The following is a 23,360-nucleotide window of genomic DNA, read 5'->3' as shown; positions in this document are numbered from 1 at the left end:
CAGGGCGAACGGTATTTGATGGCTGGGCTAATAGTTCTAGAGTCTGCCCGCAACCACATCCGCTACCATGGAACCGAGCCTGCTCAACGCGTTCTCCAATCGGTCGTTCCAGGGCACCGCGCAACTCAAGCGAATGAAATTGCCGTACTTCCGTTGCGTAGCGGAGAACAACGGGCCGGGCGCGATAATGACGTTTTCCCGACTGGCACGACGGTGCAACTCCATGGCATCGACGCCGTTCGGCAACTCCACCCATAGGGCAAAGCCGCCTTCGGGCTGGGTGACGCGGGTGCCTTCCGGAAAATACTGGCTGACGGCCTTGACCGTCAGGGCGATATTGCGGGCGTATTCCTGGCGCACATGGCGCAGGTAACGGTCGTAACCGCCCTGCTCCAACATATGCGCGACGATCAACTGGTTCAGCGTCGGCACGGCCTGGTGTTTCATATATTTCAGATTTTCCACCCGCGCCATATAGCGACCAGGCACCAACCAGCCAACGCGCAAGCCGGGCGATAAGGTCTTAGCGAAGGAATTGCAATATAGCACCTGACCTTGCCGGCTCCAGGCCTTACACACCGCCGGCCGGCGCAGGCCAAATCCCAGGTCGCCGTAGACATCGTCTTCGATCAGCGGAATTTCATGCCGCTCCAGCAATTCCACCAAGGCCTGCTTGCGCTCGTCGCTCATGCACGAACCCAGCGGGTTATTGTAATTGGAGACGATCAAACAGGCTTTGATCGGCCATTGTTCGATAGCCATTTGTAGCGCATCCAACGACAAACCGTCGCGGGGATGCGTGGGAATCTCCAGCGCTTCCATGCCGCAAGACTCGATGACCTGCAACAGCCCGTAAAAAGTCGGAGATTCGATCGCTATCAGGTCGCCGGGCTCGCAGACGGCCATTAGGGCCAATCGCACTGCCTCGCGAGCGCCATGGGTGACGACGATATCTTCCGGGCTATCTGCACACTGCAGTTCCACCATGCGCTTGGCGATTTGCCGACGCAATTCCTGATTGCCGAGCAATTCGTCGGCATCGAAACAACGCTTACCATAACTGCGCGACACCTTACCGGTCGCTTGCAGCAAGGCGTGCGCCGGCAAGAAATCGGCATGCGGCACCGACGAGCCCAGATTGATCTGATACGGGTCCTTGGCCGCGCGCAGGATTTGCCGAGTCAGCGATTGCCCGGTGACCTTGGCCGGCACGACCGGCGCATCGGACATTTCCGGTTCCACCATCGCTTGCGGGCGAAAACCGCTGACATAGTAGCCCGATCTGGGCCGGGCCTGGATGCGGCCGGCGTCTTCCAGCAAACGATAGGCTTCCAGCGCGGTAGCGATACTGACATGCAATTGCCGGCTCAGCTTTCTGACGCCGGGCAGCTTTTCACCGGGGTTGTAGACGCCTTGTTCGATATGGGCAATCACCGTTTCCGCGACGGTTTCGTATAAATGTTTCATGCGCCGGTCCAAATTAATCCGCCAATTGTTACCTGGCCGTGGTTAGGTCGGGTAACGTCATTTTGACCCAGGCCAGCTCCGAATTGAATCGTCAGCCAAACAGCGGCCAAATGCTTGGCGCCTTATGCCATATCCTTGACCGCCAACCGGCCTTCGATTATCCCCGCCAGATACTGCGCGTCATCGGCTATGCCCAAAAATCGTCCCGAACCCCAGGTATGCAGCCAAGGCAAGCCGATAAAATACAGGCCGTCGACGTTGGAGATGCCGCGATCGAATTGCGGAAAACCGCGGCCATCGAAGGCCGGCAATTCTATCCAGCGGTAATTCGGTCTGAAGCCGATCGCCCAGACGATGCTGGTGATGTTTTGCTGGTCGGCGTCGATGGCTGTCGGATCGAATTCAGGCTGCCAGACTTTACGGAACGGCGGCTCGACTGGGGCGTCGATATTGTGGGCGGCAATGTAGCGGTCGATGTCGTTGCGGATGCTGACATAGACCTCGTCGGCATCGTCCAGGTTTTTGGTCAGATCCGGTAAAAACTCCAATTTGCTGCCGCTGATATTGGCCATGCTGCCGTAGAGTTTGACGCCTTCCAGTGCGAATTTGCGCAGATCGATTTCGTGGCCGCCGCCGCGGCCGGTCAGATAATGGTTGGTCTTGTGCTTGGCGGCATCGCCCAACGGATGCTTGGCTATCGTCAGATCGTAGAAGCCTAAGTCGTACAGCCATTCGGTGGTTTCGCGGCCGCGATACATGCGCGGCGAGCGCGGCGCACTGCCGACGGCCAGATGCACCTTGCGGCCGGCCAGATGCAGGTCTTCCATCAATTGGACGCCGGATTGGCCGGAGCCGACCACCAGCACTTCGCCATCGGGCAATTGATCCGGGTTGCGATAATCGACCGAGTGCAGTTGGGTAATGTGTTTGGGCAAGCTATGGGCGTAATCGGGCACGATGGGTATGTCGTAACCGCCGGTCGCGACTACCACGTGGTCCGCCGTAAACTCGCCGTTGCTGGTAACGACATGCAGCACGCCATTTTTGCCCCGCCACACCCGATTCACCGACACACCTTCCATGATCGGCGGATTCACTTTTTTGGCGAAGGCTTCGACGTATTCGACGATTTCGTGTTTCAGCATGAAACCTTGCGGATCGTCGCCCTGGTACGGAAAGTCCGGCAAACGGCATTGCCAGTTGGGCGTAACCAGGCAAAAGCTGTCCCAACGGTCGTGGCTCCAAGAATGGCCGATGCGGTTTTTCTCGAAGACGACGTGGTTGATGCCATGTTTTTGCAGGTAATAACTGACCGACAAACCGGCTTGGCCGCCACCGACGACAATCGTTGCGTAATGCAGGCGGGTGTTTTCGCGTTTTTCTTTCATGGCTTCCTCTGTTTCTGGTGGTTGTTTTTATGCCCAATCGAAACCGGGCTCGTTGAATGGCGTTTTTACCCGATCTTCGACCGGCTCAGCCCGAACGGAATGCCGCTGATAAAACGGGACGGGTTGATAAGCCTCAAGCGCATCGCGTTAGGCCCAGGATTTATTCGATAAATTCGATTACGGTGACGGTCGGCGTTTGCTGTTCCCAAAACCGCATCGCGTCGGCTTCGATTTGCGCTAACTGATCCAACGCACCGGAACAGGCGTAGCCGTACTTGTGCCGCACCCGCTCGCTAGCGATGTTCAGGGCCTCTCGGCTACGGCCGACAAAGTCGTCCAACGCATAACTCCGGCCGGGTTGAAAATAGTCCTTGATCACCAGCGACGGCGAATAGCACAGGCTTTCGCTGCTATCGGGCCAGCGGATTTTGAAATGCATTTCAGGCATGGGCGTTTCCTTGGGTTGCGAGTAACGAACGGTAATGGTTTGAATGGGTGTGTGCCGAACGCTGCCAGGAATACTCGGCGGCCAATCGCTTGGCGATGGCGGACAGGCGCGACCGGGGAAAGTTTTCGGCGGCGGCCAGCATCGCACCGGCGATCGAGTCGATCCGTTCCGGGTCGCACCAGACACCGTCGTCCCGCCGTAGATAGCCGGTAAACGGCGGCCGATCCGAAACCACGACCGGCGTGCCGGAGGCGATGGCTTCCAAAACCACCAAGCCGAAGCCCTCGGTCAGCGACGGAAATACCAGCGCGTCGGCCAATCGGTACAAAGCCGGCAGATCCGGGTCGGGCAACGGGCCGGTGACCAGCAGTGCCTGGCCGGGGCCGTCTGCGATGCTACTGGCGGCCCGTTCGGCAGCGAACCGGTGACGATAGTCGTTGTGGTCGAGCAGGCTGGCGCCGCCGGCAATCACCAATTGCGCGTCCGGGCGGTGCCTGAGCACTTGCCTAAAAGCCTGAAAAATCCTCAGCGTGTTCTTACGCCGCTCCACGCCGCCGACCGCCAGAAACACCGGACCGACGCGGTTCAGGCCCAGCAAATGGCGCAAGGCTTCGTCGTTGCGGCCCATTTTGGGGTTGAAACGGTCGATATCGACGCCGTTGTTGATCAATTGCGCGGCGACGCCGTAGTCCTGGAGTAAACTGACTTGCCAGAGCCGGCTGACGCACAGCACATAATCGGCGGCGAGAAACGACGCGGTTTGCCATCGGTTGAGCCGGTCGTCGTCGAAGCGGTCCAAGTGATGCACGGTGCGAATGAACGTCCGGATCATGCCGGCTTGCTTCAACTCCACCAGCGCACAACCGCTGATCGCGTCCTGGGCATGGTAAATGTCGTAGTCTTCCTGGCTGCTGTGGGCGAAATAATCGACATAGGCCTGGATGCGTTGGCCGACGGTGGCAACCCAATCGCCAACCAAGCCCATTAGCGGTATCAGCACGGTTTTGCAGCGCACCGGACGGAAGAAGTCTTTGCCGGCTTCGGCGGGGGCAATCAAGGTCACTTCGTGGCCCAGGTCATGTAGGGCTTCGGCCAGTTGCAGGGCATGGACCACGCCGCCGCGCGGATTGACGGAATGGGTCAGCATGGCGATTTTGAGTGTTGTCATAGGGTTATCTCCCTCACTCCAGCCCCTCTCCCTGACGGAGAGGGGCTTTCAGTTATGATTGGGCCGCAGCCGGTCAAGGGCTGTTGATTTAAATCCCACAGAGGTTGTTGTTCATCGCCACTGGCGAGTCGCATTTGACGGCTGGTGTCTGTGGTGCCTATCGCTGCACAAGCGATGCCACGTTGGCTGAAGCGTTCAATCACCGCCATGCTGTTCTCGCTGTCGACGCTGAGCACGAAGCCGTAGCTTGGAAAACAACGCAGCCAGCGTTCCAGGTCTATGCCTGCCGGGCGAGGTATCGCCTCAATGTCGATGCTGCCGCCTAAGCCTGAGCATTCCAACAGCATTAATATGGTGCCGACGATGCCGGCATTGCTGATGTCCTTGGCGGCAGCGCACAAGCCGGTTTCGGCCAGGGTCGGCAGGATTTCCAAGTCTTGGCGCAGACGTTCCGGCGGCGCGCCGGTGCTGGCGTCCCACCACAAATAGGGTTCGCGGAACTGGCCGCGCAAATCGATGGCCGCCAGCAGTTGTTGGCCAGGTTTGGCGGCGAAACTGCTAAGCAATTTCTTGGCGCGGCCCAGAATCGCCACCGATAATTGCGGGCGGTCGTTTCTTAGATTGCTATGGCCGCCGACCACAGGCACGCCGTAAACCTGTGAGGCGGTTGCCATGCCTTCCAAGATAGGTTTGGCTTGGGCTTGACCGTCGCTCCAAATTGCATCGACCACGGCGATTGGCCGGCCGCCCATCGCGTAAATGTCGCTGACGTTGACCATCACCCCGCAGTAGCCGGCAAACCAGGGCTGGGTGGCGACGAAGTCGTTCAAATAGCCTTCGGTTGCCAGCAGCAGGAAGCCGTCGCCGTCGGCTATCGCCGCGCAGTCGTCGCCGACGGGTACATCGTTCCCACGCTGCGCGTGGGAATGCAGACTGAACCGCTCTGCGGTTCGGGACGCTGGAGCGTCCGGGGCTGGGTTCCCACGCGGAGCGTGGGAACCATAGAGTCTTCCCATCACCTCGGCGATGTCGCGCTTATGCGCCAGCCCCAAGCCTTGGCGGATGCCGAGCGTCAATTCAGCCAATGAACTCATGCCGCGATCCTAGATGTGGCGACGAAACCGATGGCGCCGTCGGCATAGGGCGGATACCAACCCAGATCGGCCTGCATCAGATAATGCGGCCGGCCATGCCTTTCGATTTCCTTCAAGGTTCGCCAATGCAGGCGCCGGAACAGCAATTGGTTGCGGGCTTGCACCTGCGCTAAAAAGGTGTTGCAGCCCTGGGCGTGGGCGCTGGTCACCGCCAGCTTGATCAAGGCCGCGCCGAGGCTGCCTTGCTTGCGGTAGTCTTGATCGACCGCCAAGCGCGAGCCCCACCAGACGCCGGGCTTTTCCTGGTGGATGCGCACGGTGCCGACCACCCGATCCGGCATGCCGGCCAGGCAGGCGATGGCAACGATGGGCGTGGCGACGGCGTCGATGTCGTCCAGGTCGTCGCCGGCGAAGATACCTTGCTCCTCGCAGAACACGGCTTGGCGCAAGGCCAGCATCTGCTGGCGCTCCCAGTCCTGGGTGACGAACTTGATCAGGTATTCGTTGGCGAAATAGGGTTTAAAGTCGTCACTCCACATCTCACACCTCGTAGCTAGCCAGCGCCGAGCAGGCGCCGCATTTAGCGCAGCCGGCCTTGATGTCTTGGGATAACAGCCGGGCTTGTTTGAGCATGGCGCCCAAGGGCGGCAGGATTTGCGCCATGAAGGCCGGTGTCGGCGCCGGATGGTTTTCCAGCGGCGTACCGGTAATCGGCACGAAGGGTACGACGAAGGGGTAAACGCCTTTGGCTATCAAGTGTTGCGAAACGTCCAGGATCGCCTCCGCCGTATCACCTAGGCCCGCCAGGATGTAGGTGCTGACCTGGCCGCGGCCGAATACTTTCACCGCGGCGTCGAAGGCGTCCATGTAACGCGCTAGCGGTACGCCGGCCTTGCCGGGCATGATGCGTTCGCGCACGGCGGGGGTCACCGCTTCCAAATGCATGCCCAAACTATCGATGCCGCAGGCTTTCATGCGCTGGAACCAGAGGTCGTCATCCGGCGGCTCGCATTGGCCTTGAATCGGCAGGTCGACGGCGGCTTTGACGGCCTGGGCGCTTTCGCACAACAATGCAGCGCCGCGGTCGGTCAGATTCGGCGTGCCGGTGGTCATCACCATGTGCTTGACGCCGTCCAGCTCGACGGCGGCCTTGGCGACCTCGGCCAGTTGTTCCGGCGTCTTGCGCAAAATGGTGTTGCCGGCTACCAGCGATTGGCCTATGGCGCAGAACTGGCAGGAAGTTTTGCGGTTGCCGTAACGGATGCAGGATTGCAGCAGCGTGGTGGCCAACACGTCGGACGAATGCAGCGTGGCGATTTGCGAATAAGCTATACCGTCCTCGGTTTTCAGTTCGTAAAAGCGCGGCTGACGCGGAAATTCGATGTGGCTGACCTCAATGCCGTCACGGCGGATCACGCTGATGCCGTATTGGTCGGGGCGGCTGGCGACGAAGGGCGAGTCGCAGGCCGAGGCGGTGGCGATCGGGATCATCACCGTTCGCCCAGCGAAATTGACGGCCTTGTGGTCGGAAGGTCCGGCCCCGCCGCGCCGGCCTGTGACGCCAACTTCGCTGTCTTCCAGGCGTAATCCTAAGGATTGCAGATCGAGCAGCAAAGCCGCTGTTCCGGCCTCAGCCAAGGCTAATCGACTCATCGCGTTCTCCTGTTGGGATGGTGGGGCAGACAAGGCAGGACGGACTGGCCGCCGCATCGTTGAACATCGGCACGGCCGGCCGGTCGTCTATGCGTAAACTCAGAAGTTCCGGGCGGGCGTAATGGCCGACCGAATCCATCATCCGTTTACGTTTGGTGATCAAATTCATATCCAAATCGGCAATCAGCATGCCTTCGCCTTCGCGCAAGGGTTCGACGACGTGCCGGCCTTCCGGCGAGATAATCGCCGTGCAGCAACCGCCGCGCAGGGCTTTCTGCAAACAGGGGTCGCTGGTGACCGAATCGATTTGCTCGTCGGTCAACCAGCCGGTGGCGTTGACCACAAAGCAGCCGGATTCCAAGGCGTGGTGGCGTATCGTCACTTCGATTTGCTCGGCGAAAATCGGACCTACCAGCGATCCCGGAAACTGGCTGCAATGGATTTGTTCGTGCTGGGCCATCAACGCATAGCGGGCCAGCGGGTTGTAATGCTCCCAGCAGGCCAGTGCGCCGATGCGGCCGATGCCGGTTTCGACGACCTTCAAGCCGGCGGCGTCGCCCTGACCCCAAATCATGCGTTCGTGGTAGGTCGGGGTGATCTTGCGGCGTTTCAACGCCAGACGGCCGGTTTCGTCGAAAATCAATTGGGTGTTGTAGATACTGCCATGGTCGCGTTCGTTGATACCCAACACCACGACCACGCCATGAGCCTTAGCTTGCGCCGCGACCGTGTCGGTGACCGGGCCCGGAACCGTCGGCGCTAAATCGTATAGCTTCAAGTGTTCGCGTCCCTGGGCTACCGGCGGCAGCACGAAGGAAAAGTAGGGGTAATAGGGCACGAAGGTTTCCGGGAACACCACGATTTGCGCACCTTTGGCGGCGGCGTCGCTGATGGCCTGGCAAACCTTGTCGCCGGTGGCGGTGGCGGATTCGAACACCGGCGCGATCTGTACCGCCGCCGCTCTGACGATGTTGGGATGGGTCACAATGAGTTCTCCTGTGGCAGTGCGTAGGGTACGCACCGCGTACCTTCCGCAGCGTTACCGTTGGAAGGCGCAAAAAGGTACGCAATGCGTACCCTACGGCTGGAAAATTGACGGTTTATAAAGTCCAGGTATCCAGGATGAAGGCGTTGTCGCGCTGATGCAGCAACGCGATGTCTAACACGTCTAGTGGGCTGATCGGACGGATGCCCGGCAACAGGCTAGGTTCGCCGTGGCCGTACAAGGCTTGCAACGCAAAGCGGCAGGCGTAGACCTTGCCGCCTTCCTCGATGAATTTGGCGATCTGGTTGGCGTAGTTTTGGTGGCCCGGAAATGACTCGTCGCCCAGGCGCGGAAAGCCGCGTTGCAGACCTAGCGTCACGCCTGGGCCGTACAATATGATCGAGGTTTCGAAGCCCTTGCGTTGCAGGCGGGTGGCTTGCAACAAGTTGACGAAGCCTATCGAGCCCTCGAAGGCGACGGTGTGGAATTTGACCAAGGCTTTTTGGCCGGGCTCGGCTTTGACGTCTTCGAAGACTTTTTCTTCGAAATCGACAAAAAAATCGCCTTTTTGATGGGCTGGCGCGGTAACTGCTGGCATGTAAATCTCCTGATGATCTAAAAAAACCGGCGCCGGAGAGCGGCGCCGGGAGCAACAATGGCTGTCAATCCAGTGTTCGATCGACGGGAGATACTTTACTGACGCGTATAAAAGCGGAACAGATTCAGTCAGTCGTATAATTTTTCGGTACAGATGCGCCTGAAACGGATCTGTATGGTGCCAAAACGCGTCTAACTGTTACGTTTGAATTTTGCCCGGGCCGATCGCGTTCGAAACAACCCGGCCGGCCCTGGCTGCACGGTTTGTGCGATGATGGCCGGACCGGATTCACTTTGTCGACCATGACGCAAAAACGCTTTTTCGGCCATCCGGCCGGCCTGTTCGTGCTGTTTTTCACCGAGATGTGGGAACGCTTTTCCTATTACGGCATGCGCGCGCTGTTGGTGCTGTACATGACCGAGCACCTGCTAAAGGCGGCGGATAACGGCCGGCCGGTGTTCGGCCTGCCGCTGCTGAAGCGAGTTTTGCAAGCGGTTTTCGGCCCGCTTAGCCAGCAAGCGTTAGCGTCGCAGATTTACGGCCTGTATACCGGCTTGGTCTACCTGACGCCGCTGTTCGGCGGCCTGTTGGCCGACCGGGTGCTGGGCCGGCGCCGCGCCGTGCTGTTGGGCGGCAGCCTGATGGCAATCGGCCATTTTTTGATGGCCGGCGAAGCCTGGTTTCTGCCGGCGCTGTTGTTTTTGATCGTCGGTAACGGCTGCTTCAAACCCAATATTTCCGGCCAGGTCGGCGACTTGTATCCGCCCGGCGATCCGCGCCGCGACGGCGCTTTCACCATTTTTTACATGGGCGTCAATCTCGGCGCATTTTTTTCGCCGCTGGTATGCGGCACGCTGGGCCAGCGCTACGGCTGGCATTACGGCTTCGCCGCCGCCGGCGTCGGCATGCTGTTGGGCTTGCTGGTTTACAACTGGGGCCGGGGTTATTTACCGGCGGCCGAGCAGACGCTGCCGCGGGTTGGCCAGGCCGGAGCGTTGTCCGCCAAGGATTACCGAGCCATCGCCGCACTCGGCACTATCGCGCTGCTGAACGTGATGTTCTGGGCCGTTTACGAGCAGCAGGGTAACACGCTGCAACTATTTGCCGAACACGAGACCGATTGGCACCTGTTCGGCTGGGAAATGCCGTCCACCTGGTTCCAGTCCTTGAATCCGGCGTTTATTTTTATGCTGGCGCCGCTGATCGACGCCCACGCCCGCCGGCAAAACGCGCGCGGCCGCCAGGCGTCCAGCATCGGCAAAATGGCCTTGGGTGCGATGTTGTTGGGCGCTTCGTTTTTCGTACTGATTTTCGCGGTCGGTGCTACCGGCCAACCCGGCAAAATCAGTTTCCTCTGGCTGGCCTTGTGCACGCTGGTCTACACGCTGGGCGAGCTGTACCTATCGCCGGTCGGTTTGTCGCTGGTCAGCAAAATCGCGCCACCCCGCCTGATCGGGCTTTTGATGGGAATTTGGTTTCTGTCGTCGTTCTTCGGCAACTTGCTGTCGGGTTACATCGGCAGTTTTTACCAGACCATGCCCAGACCGGCGTTTTTTCTACTGTTGTCCGGCTTGGGCATCGGCACCGGTCTGGCGATACTGGCGGTGAAACCGCTACTGCGCAAGGCCTTGGGGCCGGTTTGAACTCACTGCGGCCAGGGCACGGCCGGCGCGCAGTTTTCGACAAAAATATTGCCTTTGCCGGCATCGTTAGGAATATAGACCTGGTTTGCGGCGGCAGGCGGGTAACTGGAACCGTCGGCGCATTGTGCGCTTTGCCCCGGCCCGACCGCGATGCGGGCTCCGGGCTTGATCTTGCAGACGCTGAGCCGGTCCGGCGCGCTCCATTCCGGACAAATCGCTTCGGCCTCGCGGTAGGCGTCGAGGCCGGCGGCCGGCGGCGAAAACGACCACCAGCTACCGAACTCGCTGCCCCGCCGGCTGCTGTCCCAAACCCGGTATACCGTCAACGCTTGCTGCACCAGATAGGCCTTGCCGGTGCACAGTTTGCCTTCTCCAGGCGCACCGCGGGCAATCTCGACCAATTTGACATCGTCAATCGGCTCCAGTCCGGCTGCCGGCGCCTCGACGCTGCCGACGCAGGCCCAATCGCCGCCCTTGAACACCAGGGTCCCGTCGATCACGGCCATATCGGCGCAACCGGCCAAACCCAGTAACAAAATGCCGACAAGCCGTTTCGGGCCGAATCCGCTCATATGCTCAGTCTCCCCTGGCCGGTGGCGGCCAATTCCGTGCAGACGCCCCGTCCGCAATGCCGTAGCATAATAACCGGATCAACCGGAAACGCCGCCAATCATTCTGCCGATGACTCAATTACCGCATCCTGCCCTGCCTGCGCCGCGCCTGTATCTTGCCGTATTGGCCGCCATCGTTTGCGGCGCCCTGTTCGGCGCGTTGGACGCCGGACACGCCGTGCTGCTCAAACCGATGGGCGACGCTTTTATCGCGTTAGTGAAAATGCTGATCGCGCCGGTGATTTTCTGCACCATCGTGCTCGGCATCGCCGGTGCCGAAGACATGAAAAAAACCGGCCGGGTCGGGATCAAGGCCTTGTTGTATTTCGAAACGGTCTCGACCTTTGCCCTCGGCCTGGGGCTGCTGGTCGCCAATCTGCTGAAACCCGGCGCCGGTTTCAATGCCGATCCGGCGACGCTGGACCCGCAAGCGGTGGCCGGTTTCGTCAGACAAGCTTCCGAGCAACGCGTGGCCGATTTTGTGTTGCACGTCATCCCGAAAACCTTCACCGACGCCTTCACCGGTTCCGGCGATTTGCTGCAGGTCTTGCTGGTGTCGGTGCTGTTCGGTTTCGCCTTGCAGCGGCTGGGCGACGCCGGCCGCTCGGTACACCGCTTCGTAGAGGAAAGCGCGCAGTTGTTTTTCGCGATGCTGAATCTGGTGATGAAACTGGCACCGCTGGGTGCCGGCGCGGCGATGGCGTTCACGGTCGGCAAATACGGCCTCGCCGCGCTGAAACCGCTGGCGGCGCTGATGGGCTGCTTCTATCTGAGCTGCATCCTGTTCGTCGGCCTGGTATTGGGCGGCATTGCCGCGCTGACCGGATTCAACCTGGTTAAATTGCTGAACTATCTGCGGGCGGAACTGCTGATAGTGCTCGGCACCTCGTCGTCCGAATCGGCGTTGCTGCCGCTGATGCAGAAACTGGAAAGGCTGGGCTGTTCGCGTTCGGTGGTCGGCCTGGTGGTGCCGTCGGGTTATTCGTTCAACCTGGACGGCACCAATATTTATCTGACGATGGCGGCATTGTTCATGGCCCAAGCTCTCAATATCGAGCTGCCACTCGGCCAGCAACTGAGCCTGTTGCTGGTGGCGATGCTGACCAGCAAAGGCGCGTCCGGCGTCAGCGGCGCCGGCTTTATCACGCTAGCGGCGACCTTGAGCGTGGTGCCGGCGGTGCCGGTCGCAGCGTTGTCGTTAATACTCGGCATCGACCGCTTCATGTCCGAAGCCCGCGCCCTGACCAATTTGGTCGGCAATGCAGTGGCGACCATCGTCATCTCCCATTCGGAACGCGAGTTGGACCGGGATAAGTTGCGGACGGAATTGAACGCCGCAGTCGGCGGCGGCCGCCACTGATTCTACTTTGTCGGATTCCGAAAAGTGCTGACCGTACCGCATTGGCTTAAATTCGGCCAAGCGCAACTAAGCCCATTAGCTTAATTCAGCCAAATTTCCTGGTGTTTTCATCGGCACCGACTCTAGTGTATAAAGTACAGCGACCCAAGCGGCCCGGCACCGATCCGGAACATCGACCGGCCGGGTTCAGGCAATCCCGACCGCAGCGGCCGGCTGGCGCCTTTTCGGCGCCGCGGCCGCCGCCCTCCGAACCGACTAGTGAGTGAGCAGAATATGGAGCATGCGTCGCTGGCTGCAAACAAAGCGTTCGCTTTCCCCAAAAGCAATAGGCAACGCGGCAGCTTGAAAGATTTTCTACTGTTGTTTCTGCCGGTTACCGTGCTGATCGTGGCGGGTGCCTGGACGCTGGGCGAGGCGCGCCTGCACAGCGAATTGGCGACGTTAATGGCCGAGGAACGCACCTACGTCGACCTAAGCCAGGGCCGGCTGGACCAGGAGTTGGCCGTGCCGATTCGGCATTTGCTGAGCCTGGCCAGCGAACGGCCGGTGCGCCAAGTCTACGAGGCCGGCGAAAACGGCGATTTCCAGCCCATGGTGGAGGCCTTCCTGTCGCTGATGGCGCGCAATCCCAGTTACGACAAAGTCCGCTGGCTGGACGAATCGGGCCGCGAGCAAGTTCGGGTCAACAATATCGACGGCCATCCCAACTTGGTTCCGCAGCACGAACTGCAAAACAAGCAGCAGCGCTACTTCTTCCAGGAAACGCTGCGGCTCAACCGGGGCGCGGTCTATATTTCGCCGCTGGACCTGAACATGGACCGCGACCGGATCGAGTTTCCCTACAAGCCGACGCTGCGGGTCGCCACCCATGTGTTTCGCGCCGACGGCAGCCCGGCGGGCATTTTGATGATCAACCTCGCCGCCCGCTCGATGTTGCAGGCCTTCGTCGCCAGTTCCGGCCCGGTCGCCGAGCGGCTGATGCTGCTCAACGCCGAAGGTTACTGGTTGAAAAGCCCCGACCCGGCCGACGAATGGGGCTTCATGTTCCAGCGCGATTCGACGTTGGCCAGCCGTAACCCCGCAGCCTGGGCCGCCGTGTCCCGACAGAGCCGCGGCCAGGCCCGGCTCGGCGACGGCTTGTGGACCTGGACCTCGGTATCGCCGGTCCCGGACGGCGACACGCCGCTGGCCCACAACATCCGCTGGAAGGTCGTCACCCAAATACCGGAAAGCCGTTTGGCCGAACTGGAACAACAGGTATGGCCGGCCAAAATCGCCGGCGCGCTGGTACTGCTACTGCTGTTCGGCCTCGGCGTCGGCCGGCTGGTCCGGGCCAAATCCGCCCAGACGCTCGCCGAAAAGGAAGCGGCTTTGGCGCGTAGCGAAGCCGATGCGGCGCTGCGGTTGCACGAGGCACAGGCCGGCTTCCGCATGCTGTTCGAAGCCAACACCAACGGCTTGCTGGTGGTCGACGGCGAGGGCCGGATCACGATGGGCAACCCGGCTTTCGAGGCGATGTTCGGCTACCGTTTGGCCGAACTGCGCGGCCAGCCGGTCGAAGTGCTGCTGCCCGACGCCGACCGCGCCGGCCACGCCCTGAAACGCGCCCAATACCTGCAACAGCCCTCCAGCCGGTCGATGGGGGCCGGCCGCGATTTGTACGGCACCCGCAAGGACGGCAACCGGTTTGCCCTGGAGATCGGCCTGAGTCCGTTCTGGGACAACAAACAATTTTTCGTACTGGCCACCATCGTCGACATCTCGGAGCGCAAACGTAGCCAGGACGAAATCCTGCGCATGAACGAGACGTTGGAGCAACGCGTCGCCGAACGTACCGCCGAATTGCAGGCCGCCCAGCGCGAAGCGGAACGTCTGGCCCACGTCAAAGGCAACTTTCTGGCCAACATGAGCCATGAGATCCGCACGCCGATGAACGCGATTCTCGGCATCGCCTATTTGCTGGAAAAAGCGCCGCTGGGTGCCGACGAACTGGGCTTGGTCAAAAAAATCCGCGTAGCCGGCCGGTCGCTGATGGGGATAATTAACGACATTCTCGATTTTTCCAAAATCGAATCCGGCCGCCTGGAAATCGAACGCGCCCCGTTCCGGCTCAACGACGTGCTGGATAATGTTGCGACCTTGATGTCGTCGGTTGGCGCCAACGAAGACGTGGAATTCATCATGGGCCCGGCACCGGAAGGCGTCGAGTTCCTACTCGGCGACGCGTTGCGGCTGGAACAGGTACTGGTCAACCTGACCGGCAACGCGCTGAAATTCACCGCGCACGGCAGTGTCGCGCTGGCTGTCGCCCGCTGCAGCGTCGACGGCAAACCGGGCCTGCGTTTCAGCGTCGCCGACACCGGCAAGGGTATTGCCGCGGATAAGCAAGCCGAAATCTTCTCCGCTTTCTCCCAGGAAGACAGCTCGACCACGCGCCGTTTCGGCGGCACCGGGCTGGGCTTGTCGATCTGCCGCTGCCTGGTGCAAATGATGGGCGGCGAAATCGGTGTGGTCAGCGAGCCGGACAAAGGCAGCGAATTTTGGTTCGAGATTCCGGTGACGCCGGTCGAGCCGCAGGATTACGTGCATCCGGCGCTGACCTTTCAAAACGTGCTGATTGCCGACGACCACCCGCTGGCGCGGGACATGCTGGCGGCAACGGTGCGCAGCCTGGGCTGGAACCCGGAAGTGGTCGCATCCGGCGAAGAGGCAATACAACGCATCCGCAGCCGCGTCGCCAGCCACGGCAAACTGCCGGACATTCTGCTGCTGGACTGGCGCATGCCCGGCCTGGACGGTTTGCAGGCCGGCAAAGAAATCAAGCAGTTACTCGGCACCGTGCCGGAAGCGCCGCTGATTGTGATGGCCACCGCGCACGACCGCGAAGTTTTGAGCCACGAAGCGGGCGCGGAACTAGCGGATGCGATTCTGAACAAACCGGTCACCGCATCGGCCTTGTACAACGCGATCAGCGAAGCCAGGCGCCACCTGCAGGGCTCACTCGGCTCGCGGCCCGCCGCCGCGGCCGGCAAGGGCCAGCTCGAGCAGTTGCGGATATTGGTGGTCGACGACAGCGAAATCAACCGCGACATGGCGAAGCGGATCTTGGAATCGGAAGCCGCCGAAGTGTTTCTGGCCGACGACGGCGCGGCCGCATTGGCTTGGCTGAAGGCCAATCCGGGCCGAGCCGACGTGGTATTGATGGACGTGCAGATGCCGGAAATGGACGGCCACGAAGCCACCCGCCGCATTCGCCAAGAGCTGGGTTTGACCGATCTACCGGTCATCGCGCTGACGGCCGGTGCCTTCAAAACCCAGCAGGACGCCTCGCTGGCGGCCGGCATGAACGGCTTCATCGCCAAACCGTTCGACGTCGATAAATTGATCGCCTACCTGCGCCAGTACGCCGCGTCGCCGCAACCGCCGTCTGCGGCTGCCGCCGATGCGGAAACCCCGCCCGCTTATTCGGTACCGGTAATCGACCTGCAAAAAGGCTTGCGGATATGGAAGGATCTCGGCGTGTACAAAAAATACCTGGAAAAATTCGTCGCCAACCATGCCGGCGACGGCGATGGTATAGCCGCAGCCCTTGCGGCCGGCGACGCCGAAACCGCGCGCGCGATGACCCATAAGCTGAGAGGGTCTGCCGCCAATCTGGCTCTGATCGCAATTTGGGAAGCGGCCGAAAATCTGGAACTGGCATTGTACGAACGCCGCGCAACCGAGGACTGGCTGCAACGCTTGCGGATGGCTTTGCAGCGCGGCGCTGCGGCAATCGCCAGGCTGGTCTCGGACGAGGCCGCTACGCCCGGCGCCTCCTGCATTGCCGTTGCCGACAGCGCCGGCAGCGCCCGGCTGCTACGCAATGTGTTGCAAGCGCTGGACCGAGACGATCCGCAACTGGCCGAACCTTGGCTACAGGCATTGGCGCGGGAATTGCCCGCCGAGGAACTGGCCGCGATCCGGGAGCGGGTGGATAACTTCGATTTTCGCGGCGCCGAGATCTATATCCGCCGGTTGCTGGCTCGACTGCATGGCGCCGGCGCCGCGGACGACAGCGATTGATCCGAAACCGGCGGACCTTACTTGGCCAGACAGCCGGCCAGAAACAAACGCACCACCGGGCCGACCCATCGCTCGATTTCGGCGGCGTCCGGCGTCGGCTCCAATCCCAATTGCAAGCGCTGCAAACGTTCGCCGCGCACGGCGCTGACAAACTGGTCGGCGAGGAAATCGGGGTCGATATCGGCAATCAAACCGGCCCGCTGCTGTAAGCGGAAGAACTCGGCCAGTTGCCCCAAGGTGCGCTGGGGGCCCTGTTCGTAAAACTGGGTCGCCAGTTCCGGAAATCGCGGCGATTCGCCGATCAGGATCGCCCGCATCCGCAGTACGTCGGGGCGGGTGATGCGAAACAAAAACTGGCCGGCGAAGCTGAGCAAGGCTTCCTCCGGCGGCAACTCAGTACATAAGCTACCGATGAACTGGTCGCTACAGCGCCGGATCAATGCGCCGAACAAGCCGGCTTTGCCGCCGAACTGGCTGTAGACGGTGCGCAACGAGACCCGCGCGTCGCGGGCGATGGTTTCCATACTCAAATTGCCGTAACCGTGTTCCAAAAAAAGCCGCAGCGCCGCGTCGAGCAATCTGTCCCGACTTTGTTGCTCGTCGCCCTTACACGGGCGGCCACATTTAACCATGCTGTCGTACTCGCAAAAGAAATTGACTTGCCAAACGATGATACCCTAGACTAAACGGTAATAGATATTACCATTTTATTTCAGGGGAACGGGCATGGCATTTATGATGGAATCAGCAACGGCAATTCGGCCGGGAAACTCCGCGGCGTTAACAGGACGCGCCCGATTTGCCGGCCTCTGCCTCCTGGCCGCAACGCTGCAACTGGTCCTGTCGGGTTGCGGCGATTCCGCTCCCCCCGGCAACGCGGCACCGGCGATGCCGCCGGCCAACGTCAAAATCGCGCAGCCTCTAAGCCGGGAAACCAGCGACTGGGACGAATACACCGGCCGGATCGAAGCCGTCAACGCAGTGGATGTGCGCGCCCGCATCGGCGGCTATTTGGAAAAGGTCAATTTCCACGCCGGCGATAAGGTCAAAAAAGGCGATCTGCTGTTTCTGATCGACCAGAAACCGTTACAAGCGCAATTGAATTTCGCCAACGCCGAACTGGAGCGGGCCAAAACCAAGCGCGAACTGGCGATAAACGATCTGGCCCGCGCCGAGAATCTATTCAAAGCCAAGGCCATTTCCGCCGAAGAATACGACGCCCGCAGCAAAGGCCTGCGCGAAGCCGCTGCCGCCGTGGTATCCGCCGAAGCCAGCGCCTACGCCGCCAAACTGAATCTGGAATACACCGAAATCCGCGCCCCGATCAGCGGCCGGGTCGGCCGCGAATTGTTGACGGTCGGCAATCTGGTCAAAGCCGACGACACCTTGTTAACCCAAATGGTATCCACCGATCCGATCTACGTTTACGTCGATGCCGACGAGCAATCGGTGCTGAAATACCGGCGCCAGGCTAAGCGGGACGGCAGCGTTAGCGCCGATCTGCATGGCGCGGCGGTGGAAGCGGCAGTGGCCGACGAGGACGGATTTCCGCACCAGGGCAAACTGGACTACATCGCTCCGCGCGCCGATGCCGCCACCGGTACTTTGACCCTGCGCGGCGTGTTCCCGAACCCGGACGAACTGCTCAGCCCCGGTTTCTTCGCCCGCTTGCGCCTGAAAGGTTCGGCGGCTTACCCGGCGCTGTTGGTGCCGGACCGCGCTATCGGCGCCGACCAAGCCCAGCGCTTCGTCTGGGTAGTCAACGCCAACAACCAGGCCGAGTACCGGCCGATCAAGCCCGGCGCCCGCATCGGCCAACTGCGCGTGGTGCGCGACGGCTTGAAAGCCGAGGATTGGGTCGTCGTCGAAGGCTTGCAAAAACTGCGGCCCGGCGCGACGGTCAACCCTGAAAAAATCGCACTCGACGGCCAGGGAGGCCAATAAGCCATGGATAAATTCAGCCATTTTTTCATCGACCGGCCGATCTTCGCTTCAGTGTTGTCGATTGTGATCGTACTGGTCGGCGGCCTGGCGCTGATCGGCCTGCCGATTGCCCAATATCCGGAAATCGCCCCGCCCACTGTCGTCGTCACCGCCACCTACCCCGGCGCCAACGCCAAAGTCGTCGCCGAAACGGTGGCGACGCCGGTCGAGCAGGAAGTCAACGGCGTCGAGGACATGCTGTACATGTCGTCGCAATCGACCAACAGCGGCGTGATGGCGTTGACCATCACCTTCAAGCCAGGCACCAACCTGGACAAAGCCCAGGTATTGGTGCAAAACCGGGTGGCGCTGGCCGAACCCAAACTGCCGGAAGAAGTGCGCCGACAAGGTCTGAGCGTGAAAAAGCGCAGCCCGGACCTGAGCCTGGTGGTCAATCTGGTATCGCCGGACAAACGCTACGACAGCGTTTACATGAGCAACTACGCACTGCTGCAAGTCCGCGATACGCTGGCCCGGCTGCCCGGCGTCGGCGATATTCTGTTGTTCGGCGCCCGCGACTACAGCATGCGCTTATGGCTGAACCCGGAAAAAATCGCCGCCCGCAATCTGACCGCGGCCGAAGTGGTCAATGCCGTGCGCGAGCAAAACGTGCAGGTCGCGGCCGGCGTAGTCGGCCAGCAACCGTCGCCGACCGCCGCCGAATACCAATACACGGTCAGCACGCTAGGCCGCCTGAGCGATCCGGAACAGTTCGGCGAAATCGTGATCAGGCCCGGCGATAACGGCCAGGTCACCAAGCTTAAAGACGTGGCCCGCATCGAACTCGGCGCCAAAGATTACAACTCCGGCCTGTTCCTGGACGGCGAAGAAACCGTCGGTCTGGCGATTTTCCAATTGCCCGGCTCCAACGCCATCGATACCAAAAAAGCCGTGGTCGAAGCGATGGAAAAACTGAAAACCCGCTTCCCGGAAGGCCTGGATTACGTGCTGGTCTACGACACCGTCGTATTCGTCCAGCAATCGATCGACGCCGTGGTCAAGACTTTGTTCGAAGCGCTGGGCTTGGTGGTGTTGGTGGTCATCGTCTTCCTGCAAAACTGGCGGGCGGCAGTGATTCCGTTGCTGGCGGTGCCGGTGTCGTTGATCGGCGCTTTTGCGGTGATGGCCGGCTTGGGTTTGTCGTTGAATACCCTGTCGTTGTTCGGTTTGGTACTGGCGATCGGGATCGTGGTCGACGACGCCATCGTCGTGGTCGAAAACGTCGAACGCCATATTTCCGAGGGCATGCACGCCCGAGAAGCCACCCGCCTGGCGATGAGCGAAGTGATAGGGCCGGTCGTTGCCACGGCCTTGGTACTGGTCGCGGTATTCGTCCCGACCGCGTTCATCACCGGCGTGTCCGGCGCGTTTTACAAACAGTTTGCCTTGACCATTGCCGTGTCGACGGTGATCTCGGCCTTCAACTCGCTGACCTTGAGTCCTGCGCTTTGCGCCCTGTTGCTGGACCGGGCCCACGAAAACAAGGATGCCTTTACCAAATTGTTCGATAAATTATTCGGCTGGTTCTTTGTTGGCTTCAACCGCTTTTTCGAGCGTTTCAGCCTGGGATATTCCAGACTGGTCGGCCGCCTGATCCGGATGGTGGCGGTAGTCTTGGTGCTTTATGTCGGCCTGAACGGCCTGAACTTCTTGGCCTTCGAAAAAGTGCCGACCGGTTTCATACCGGACCAGGACCAGGGCTATCTGATTTTGTACGCGCAGTTGCCGGACGCAGCGTCGTTGGCGCGTACCAAAGACGTGGTGCAACAAGCCAGCAAAATCGTGCTGGATACCGAAGGCGTCAGCCATATCAACGCCTACGCCGGCTGGTCGATTCTGAGCGGCGCCAACCAATCCAACGTCGCAACCATGTTCGCCCGGCTGGATTCGTTCGACAGCCGCGCCCACCGTCCGGATTTGCATGCCTCGCAAGTCGTCAAAACCCTGAACCAGCGGCTGGCGGCCATCCCCAACGCCCGTATCGCCGTGTTCACGCCGCCGCCGATTCGCGGTATGAGCTCGGTCGGCGGTTTTAAATTGCAGGTACAGGACCGCAATAACGCCGGCATCGACGAACTGCAAAAAGTCGCCGGGGAAATGATCGAAAAAGGCAACCAGCAACCGGGCTTGGTCGGTTTGTTCACCACCTTCCGCGCCGGCGTGCCGCAATTATTCGTCGACGTCGACCGTACCCAGGTCAAATCGATGAACGTGCCGTTGAAGGACGTGTTCGATACCTTGCAGATTTATTTGGGTTCGTTGTACGTCAACGATTTCAATATCTTCGGCCGTACTTACCAGGTTACGGCCCAGGCCGACGCCGATTTCCGGATGCTACCTAGCGACATCACCGAACTCAAGACCAAAAATCTGAGCGGCGGCATGGTGCCGTTGGGCGCGGTCGCCGATGTCAAGGAAATCAGCGGTCCGGACAAAATCACCCGCTACAACATGTACACCGCCGCCGAAATCAACGGCAGTACCCTGCCCGGCGTCAGCTCCGGCGATGCCATCGAAAAAATGAGCCGGGTGTTGCGCGACAACCTGCCGCCCGGCTTTGATTTCGAATGGACCGAACTCAGCTTGCAGCAAGTGTTGGCCGGTAACGTCGCATTGCTGGTGTTCCCGCTCAGCGTGATTTTCGTGTTCCTGGCCCTGGCCGCGCAATACGAAAGCTGGGCGCTGCCGTTCGCGGTCATTCTGATCGTGCCGATGTGTATTCTGTCGTCGATGACCGGGGTCTGGATCGGCGGCATGGATAACAACATCTTTACCCAGATCGGCTTCATCGTCTTGGTCGGTCTGGCCAGCAAAAACGCGATTTTGATCGTCGAGTTTGCCAAGCACCGCCAGGAATCGGGCCTGACGCGTTTCGAAGCGGCCGTCGAGGCGGCACGGATTCGGTTGCGGCCGATTTTGATGACCTCGTTCGCTTTCGTGATGGGCGTATTTCCGCTGGTGGTCGCCAAAGGCGCCGGCGCCGAATCGCGGCATTTGCTGGGTACCGCGGTATTCAGCGGCATGATCGGCGTGACGGTTTTCGGTTTGCTGCTGACGCCGGTGTTTTTCGTCGCGGTACAAGGGCTGGCCGGCAAATTGCGCCGCAATACCAACGTTCAACACGCCAACGCGGAGTAGTTGCCATGAATCCTAGTTTGAAACTTAGCGCGTTGGCTCAAGCCATGCTCGCTGGCGCCCTGCTGGCCGGTTGCGCGGTCGGCCCGGATTACCAAACCCCGGCCACGGCCGATTTGCCAGGCCAATTCGCCAATGCGCCCGCGCCGTTATTTTCGGCGGACAGCAGCGAGGTGGCTTGGTGGAAATTGTTCAACGACGGCCTGCTGGAAAATTTGGTCGAACAAAGCCTGCACCACAACCGCGACTTGCAAGCCGCCAAAGCCAATCTGGCCGAGGCCAGGGCCTTGTATCTGGAATCCGGCCTGAGCCTGCTGCCGACCGTTACCTCGCGCGCCAGCTATAACGAACAGAAACGCAGCGCCGGCTCGTTGAACAACCGGGCGTTCGTACCGCGCGAATTGAAGCTGTACAGCATGGGCTTCGACGCGTCGTGGGAATTGGATTTCTTCGGCCGGGTCCGGCGTAGCGTCGAAGCCGCCGACGACCAGGTCGCCGCCGAGGAGGCCAGTCTGCGCGATGTCGAAGTCAGCCTGGTCGGCGAAGTTGCCCGCAATTATTTTGCGCTGCGCGGCCTGCAACACCAGTTGGCCGTAGCGCAACGTAATGCCGAAAACCAGGCGCAAACCCTGGAAATCACTCGGGTTAAGTTCGAAAACGGCCGCGGCACCGAGCTGGATACTTCGCGCGCCGAAGCGCAATTGCAAAGCACCCGTGCCGGCATTCCGCCGTTGGAGACCGCCATTCGCCAAGCCATCCACCGCTTGAGCGTATTGAGCGGACAAATGCCGGATGCATTGACTACGACGTTAAGCGCCCAGCAATCGTTACCCAAAGCCCCGGAAACCATCCGCATCGGCGATCCGGCGCAACTGCTGCGGCGGCGGCCGGACATTCGCATGGCGGAGCGCAATCTGGCCGCCGCGACCGCGCAAATCGGCGTCGCCACCGCCGATCTGTTTCCGCGGGTAACCTTCGTCGGCAGCATCTCGCTGGAAGGCAACACCTTGACCAACTTGGTCGCGCCGGGCGGCGATGCCTATTCGATCGGTCCGCGCATTACTTGGGCGGCGTTCGACTTGGGCCGGGTTTATGCCCGGATCAAGGCCGCCGACGCTCGGGCCGAGGCCGGTCTGGCCCAGTACGAGCAAACCGTGCTGAACGCGTTGGAGGAAACCGAAAACAGTCTGGTGGCCTACCGGCAGGAATTGGGCCGCCGCGCCGACCTGGCCAAAGCCGCTACCGCCAGCGCCAAGGCGCGCGAACTGGCGCAACTGCGTTATCAGGAAGGCATCAGCGATTTTCTGACCGTACTCGACGCCGAACAGCGACTGTTGCAGGACCAAAGCCAATTGGCGCAAAGCGAAACCGCCGCGGCGACAGCATTGGCCGCAGTTTACAAGGCGCTGGGCGGCGGTTGGGAAACGGTCGCCGAAGCAAGTAGCGCCGGCGAATAAAGCCCGGATTGGCGGCCGCGATCCCGAGCCGGGCCGGCCGATAACGCCGCCGGCGGCTGCCGGCGGCAACCGTTTCCGGGCGTAACCGTTCGCCCGCCCGCCCACATTTTCCAGACACCGTCAACTGGCGTGCCGACATATTGCCCAGCCGTCTTCCGGCATGCTAACCTGCCGCCCCTTGTTTGAAATATCTAAAAATTTCAAATATTTCTCCGCAAAAACTAGAATCTTGCGCATATACGATCTTTCGCTACAGTTATCATAATCCGTTCACAATTGCCGCATCGTTAGGTTTTGCCCGCCCT

At 60.7% G+C, this 23,360-nt stretch carries 17 protein-coding genes; 6 read left to right on the top strand and 11 right to left on the bottom strand.

Annotation, left to right across the window (positions count from 1 at the left end; translation table 11 throughout):
* Positions 1-36: 36 nt before the first annotated feature.
* From VXJ35_RS06635 to VXJ35_RS06595, 9 genes are all read right to left on the bottom strand, one after another.
* Positions 37-1,467: a PLP-dependent aminotransferase family protein gene (locus VXJ35_RS06635; RefSeq protein ID WP_064020966.1), complete on the bottom strand. Its 1,431-nt coding sequence runs from the start codon at positions 1,465-1,467 to the stop codon at positions 37-39.
* Between the two features lie 122 nt (positions 1,468-1,589).
* The gene (locus VXJ35_RS06630) at positions 1,590-2,855 is read right to left on the bottom strand and encodes an MSMEG_0569 family flavin-dependent oxidoreductase (protein ID WP_064020965.1); all 1,266 of its coding nucleotides are present in this window, start codon (positions 2,853-2,855) and stop codon (positions 1,590-1,592) included.
* 160 nt (positions 2,856-3,015) lie between these two features.
* A complete protein-coding gene (locus VXJ35_RS06625; RefSeq protein ID WP_054763104.1) occupies positions 3,016-3,303 on the bottom strand; it encodes an MSMEG_0570 family nitrogen starvation response protein in 288 nt (95 codons plus the stop codon).
* Complete coding sequence (locus VXJ35_RS06620; protein WP_064020964.1) at positions 3,296-4,471, bottom strand: MSMEG_0565 family glycosyltransferase; 1,176 nt, start codon at positions 4,469-4,471, stop codon at positions 3,296-3,298. Before VXJ35_RS06620 ends, VXJ35_RS06625 begins: the two co-directional genes overlap by 8 nt.
* Positions 4,468-5,565 (bottom strand): sll0787 family AIR synthase-like protein, encoded by a 1,098-nt coding sequence (locus tag VXJ35_RS06615; RefSeq protein WP_064020963.1) that lies wholly within the window; start codon positions 5,563-5,565, stop codon positions 4,468-4,470. Before VXJ35_RS06615 ends, VXJ35_RS06620 begins: the two co-directional genes overlap by 4 nt.
* Complete coding sequence (locus VXJ35_RS06610; RefSeq protein WP_064020962.1) at positions 5,562-6,104, bottom strand: MSMEG_0567/Sll0786 family nitrogen starvation N-acetyltransferase; 543 nt, start codon at positions 6,102-6,104, stop codon at positions 5,562-5,564. The genes VXJ35_RS06615 and VXJ35_RS06610 overlap by 4 nt, the downstream gene beginning before the upstream one ends.
* A gap of 1 nt (position 6,105) precedes the next feature.
* The gene (locus VXJ35_RS06605) at positions 6,106-7,218 is read right to left on the bottom strand and encodes an MSMEG_0568 family radical SAM protein (protein ID WP_197495991.1); all 1,113 of its coding nucleotides are present in this window, start codon (positions 7,216-7,218) and stop codon (positions 6,106-6,108) included.
* On the bottom strand, positions 7,196-8,203 hold the full coding sequence (locus tag VXJ35_RS06600; RefSeq protein WP_064020961.1) for a Nit6803 family nitrilase: 1,008 nt from the start codon (positions 8,201-8,203) through the stop codon (positions 7,196-7,198). Before VXJ35_RS06600 ends, VXJ35_RS06605 begins: the two co-directional genes overlap by 23 nt.
* Positions 8,204-8,318: 115 nt before the next feature.
* Positions 8,319-8,801: an MSMEG_0572/Sll0783 family nitrogen starvation response protein gene (locus VXJ35_RS06595; RefSeq protein ID WP_064020960.1), complete on the bottom strand. Its 483-nt coding sequence runs from the start codon at positions 8,799-8,801 to the stop codon at positions 8,319-8,321.
* A gap of 302 nt (positions 8,802-9,103) precedes the next feature.
* Here VXJ35_RS06595 and VXJ35_RS06590 point away from each other — a divergent pair, with 302 nt between their 5' ends.
* On the top strand, positions 9,104-10,444 hold the full coding sequence (locus VXJ35_RS06590) for a peptide MFS transporter (protein WP_064020959.1): 1,341 nt from the start codon (positions 9,104-9,106) through the stop codon (positions 10,442-10,444).
* 2 nt (positions 10,445-10,446) lie between these two features.
* Here the strand turns inward: VXJ35_RS06590 and VXJ35_RS06585 are convergent, their stop codons facing one another.
* Positions 10,447-11,016, bottom strand: coding sequence for a hypothetical protein (locus VXJ35_RS06585; RefSeq protein ID WP_064020958.1), 570 nt, complete (start codon positions 11,014-11,016; stop codon positions 10,447-10,449).
* Positions 11,017-11,125: 109 nt separating this feature from the next.
* Here VXJ35_RS06585 and dctA point away from each other — a divergent pair, with 109 nt between their 5' ends.
* Both dctA and VXJ35_RS06575 read left to right on the top strand, forming a co-directional pair.
* The gene (gene dctA / locus VXJ35_RS06580; RefSeq protein ID WP_064020957.1) at positions 11,126-12,415 is read left to right on the top strand and encodes a C4-dicarboxylate transporter DctA; all 1,290 of its coding nucleotides are present in this window, start codon (positions 11,126-11,128) and stop codon (positions 12,413-12,415) included.
* Between the two features lie 258 nt (positions 12,416-12,673).
* Positions 12,674-16,480: a response regulator gene (locus VXJ35_RS06575; RefSeq protein ID WP_231914861.1), complete on the top strand. Its 3,807-nt coding sequence runs from the start codon at positions 12,674-12,676 to the stop codon at positions 16,478-16,480.
* 17 nt (positions 16,481-16,497) lie between these two features.
* On the opposite strand, the gene VXJ35_RS06570 is transcribed toward VXJ35_RS06575, so the two are convergent.
* On the bottom strand, positions 16,498-17,112 hold the full coding sequence (locus VXJ35_RS06570) for a TetR/AcrR family transcriptional regulator (RefSeq protein WP_064020955.1): 615 nt from the start codon (positions 17,110-17,112) through the stop codon (positions 16,498-16,500).
* Between the two features lie 94 nt (positions 17,113-17,206).
* On the opposite strand from VXJ35_RS06570, the gene VXJ35_RS06565 reads away from it, so the two are divergent.
* Genes VXJ35_RS06565 through VXJ35_RS06555 form a run of 3 tightly spaced genes read left to right on the top strand, consistent with a single transcriptional unit; the run spans position 17,207 to position 23,055 of the window.
* A complete protein-coding gene (locus VXJ35_RS06565) occupies positions 17,207-18,424 on the top strand; it encodes an efflux RND transporter periplasmic adaptor subunit (RefSeq protein WP_082880823.1) in 1,218 nt (405 codons plus the stop codon).
* A gap of 3 nt (positions 18,425-18,427) precedes the next feature.
* Positions 18,428-21,601, top strand: coding sequence for an efflux RND transporter permease subunit (locus VXJ35_RS06560; RefSeq protein WP_064020954.1), 3,174 nt, complete (start codon positions 18,428-18,430; stop codon positions 21,599-21,601).
* A gap of 5 nt (positions 21,602-21,606) precedes the next feature.
* Positions 21,607-23,055 (top strand): efflux transporter outer membrane subunit, encoded by a 1,449-nt coding sequence (locus tag VXJ35_RS06555; protein WP_064020953.1) that lies wholly within the window; start codon positions 21,607-21,609, stop codon positions 23,053-23,055.
* Positions 23,056-23,360 lie beyond the last annotated feature (305 nt).

The organism is Methylomonas sp. DH-1 (genome assembly GCF_046097555.1).
In the GTDB taxonomy this organism is placed as follows: Bacteria; Pseudomonadota; Gammaproteobacteria; order Methylococcales; family Methylomonadaceae; genus Methylomonas; species Methylomonas koyamae.
The sequence above is the reverse complement of the archived record's forward strand: the minus strand, read 5'-3'. Positions and strand labels throughout refer to the sequence as shown.

Coding starts and splice junctions, on each gene's coding strand:
- VXJ35_RS06635 (WP_064020966.1), bottom strand. CDS start 1,467: ATGAAACATTTATACGAAACCGTCGCGGAAACGGTGATTGCCCATATC.
- VXJ35_RS06630 (WP_064020965.1), bottom strand. CDS start 2,855: ATGAAAGAAAAACGCGAAAACACCCGCCTGCATTACGCAACGATTGTC.
- VXJ35_RS06625 (WP_054763104.1), bottom strand. CDS start 3,303: ATGCCTGAAATGCATTTCAAAATCCGCTGGCCCGATAGCAGCGAAAGC.
- VXJ35_RS06620 (WP_064020964.1), bottom strand. CDS start 4,471: ATGACAACACTCAAAATCGCCATGCTGACCCATTCCGTCAATCCGCGC.
- VXJ35_RS06615 (WP_064020963.1), bottom strand. CDS start 5,565: ATGAGTTCATTGGCTGAATTGACGCTCGGCATCCGCCAAGGCTTGGGG.
- VXJ35_RS06610 (WP_064020962.1), bottom strand. CDS start 6,104: ATGTGGAGTGACGACTTTAAACCCTATTTCGCCAACGAATACCTGATC.
- VXJ35_RS06605 (WP_197495991.1), bottom strand. CDS start 7,218: ATGAGTCGATTAGCCTTGGCTGAGGCCGGAACAGCGGCTTTGCTGCTC.
- VXJ35_RS06595 (WP_064020960.1), bottom strand. CDS start 8,801: ATGCCAGCAGTTACCGCGCCAGCCCATCAAAAAGGCGATTTTTTTGTC.
- VXJ35_RS06590 (WP_064020959.1), top strand. CDS start 9,104: ATGACGCAAAAACGCTTTTTCGGCCATCCGGCCGGCCTGTTCGTGCTG.
- VXJ35_RS06585 (WP_064020958.1), bottom strand. CDS start 11,016: ATGAGCGGATTCGGCCCGAAACGGCTTGTCGGCATTTTGTTACTGGGT.
- dctA (WP_064020957.1), top strand. CDS start 11,126: ATGACTCAATTACCGCATCCTGCCCTGCCTGCGCCGCGCCTGTATCTT.
- VXJ35_RS06570 (WP_064020955.1), bottom strand. CDS start 17,112: ATGGTTAAATGTGGCCGCCCGTGTAAGGGCGACGAGCAACAAAGTCGG.
- VXJ35_RS06565 (WP_082880823.1), top strand. CDS start 17,207: ATGGCATTTATGATGGAATCAGCAACGGCAATTCGGCCGGGAAACTCC.
- VXJ35_RS06560 (WP_064020954.1), top strand. CDS start 18,428: ATGGATAAATTCAGCCATTTTTTCATCGACCGGCCGATCTTCGCTTCA.
- VXJ35_RS06555 (WP_064020953.1), top strand. CDS start 21,607: ATGAATCCTAGTTTGAAACTTAGCGCGTTGGCTCAAGCCATGCTCGCT.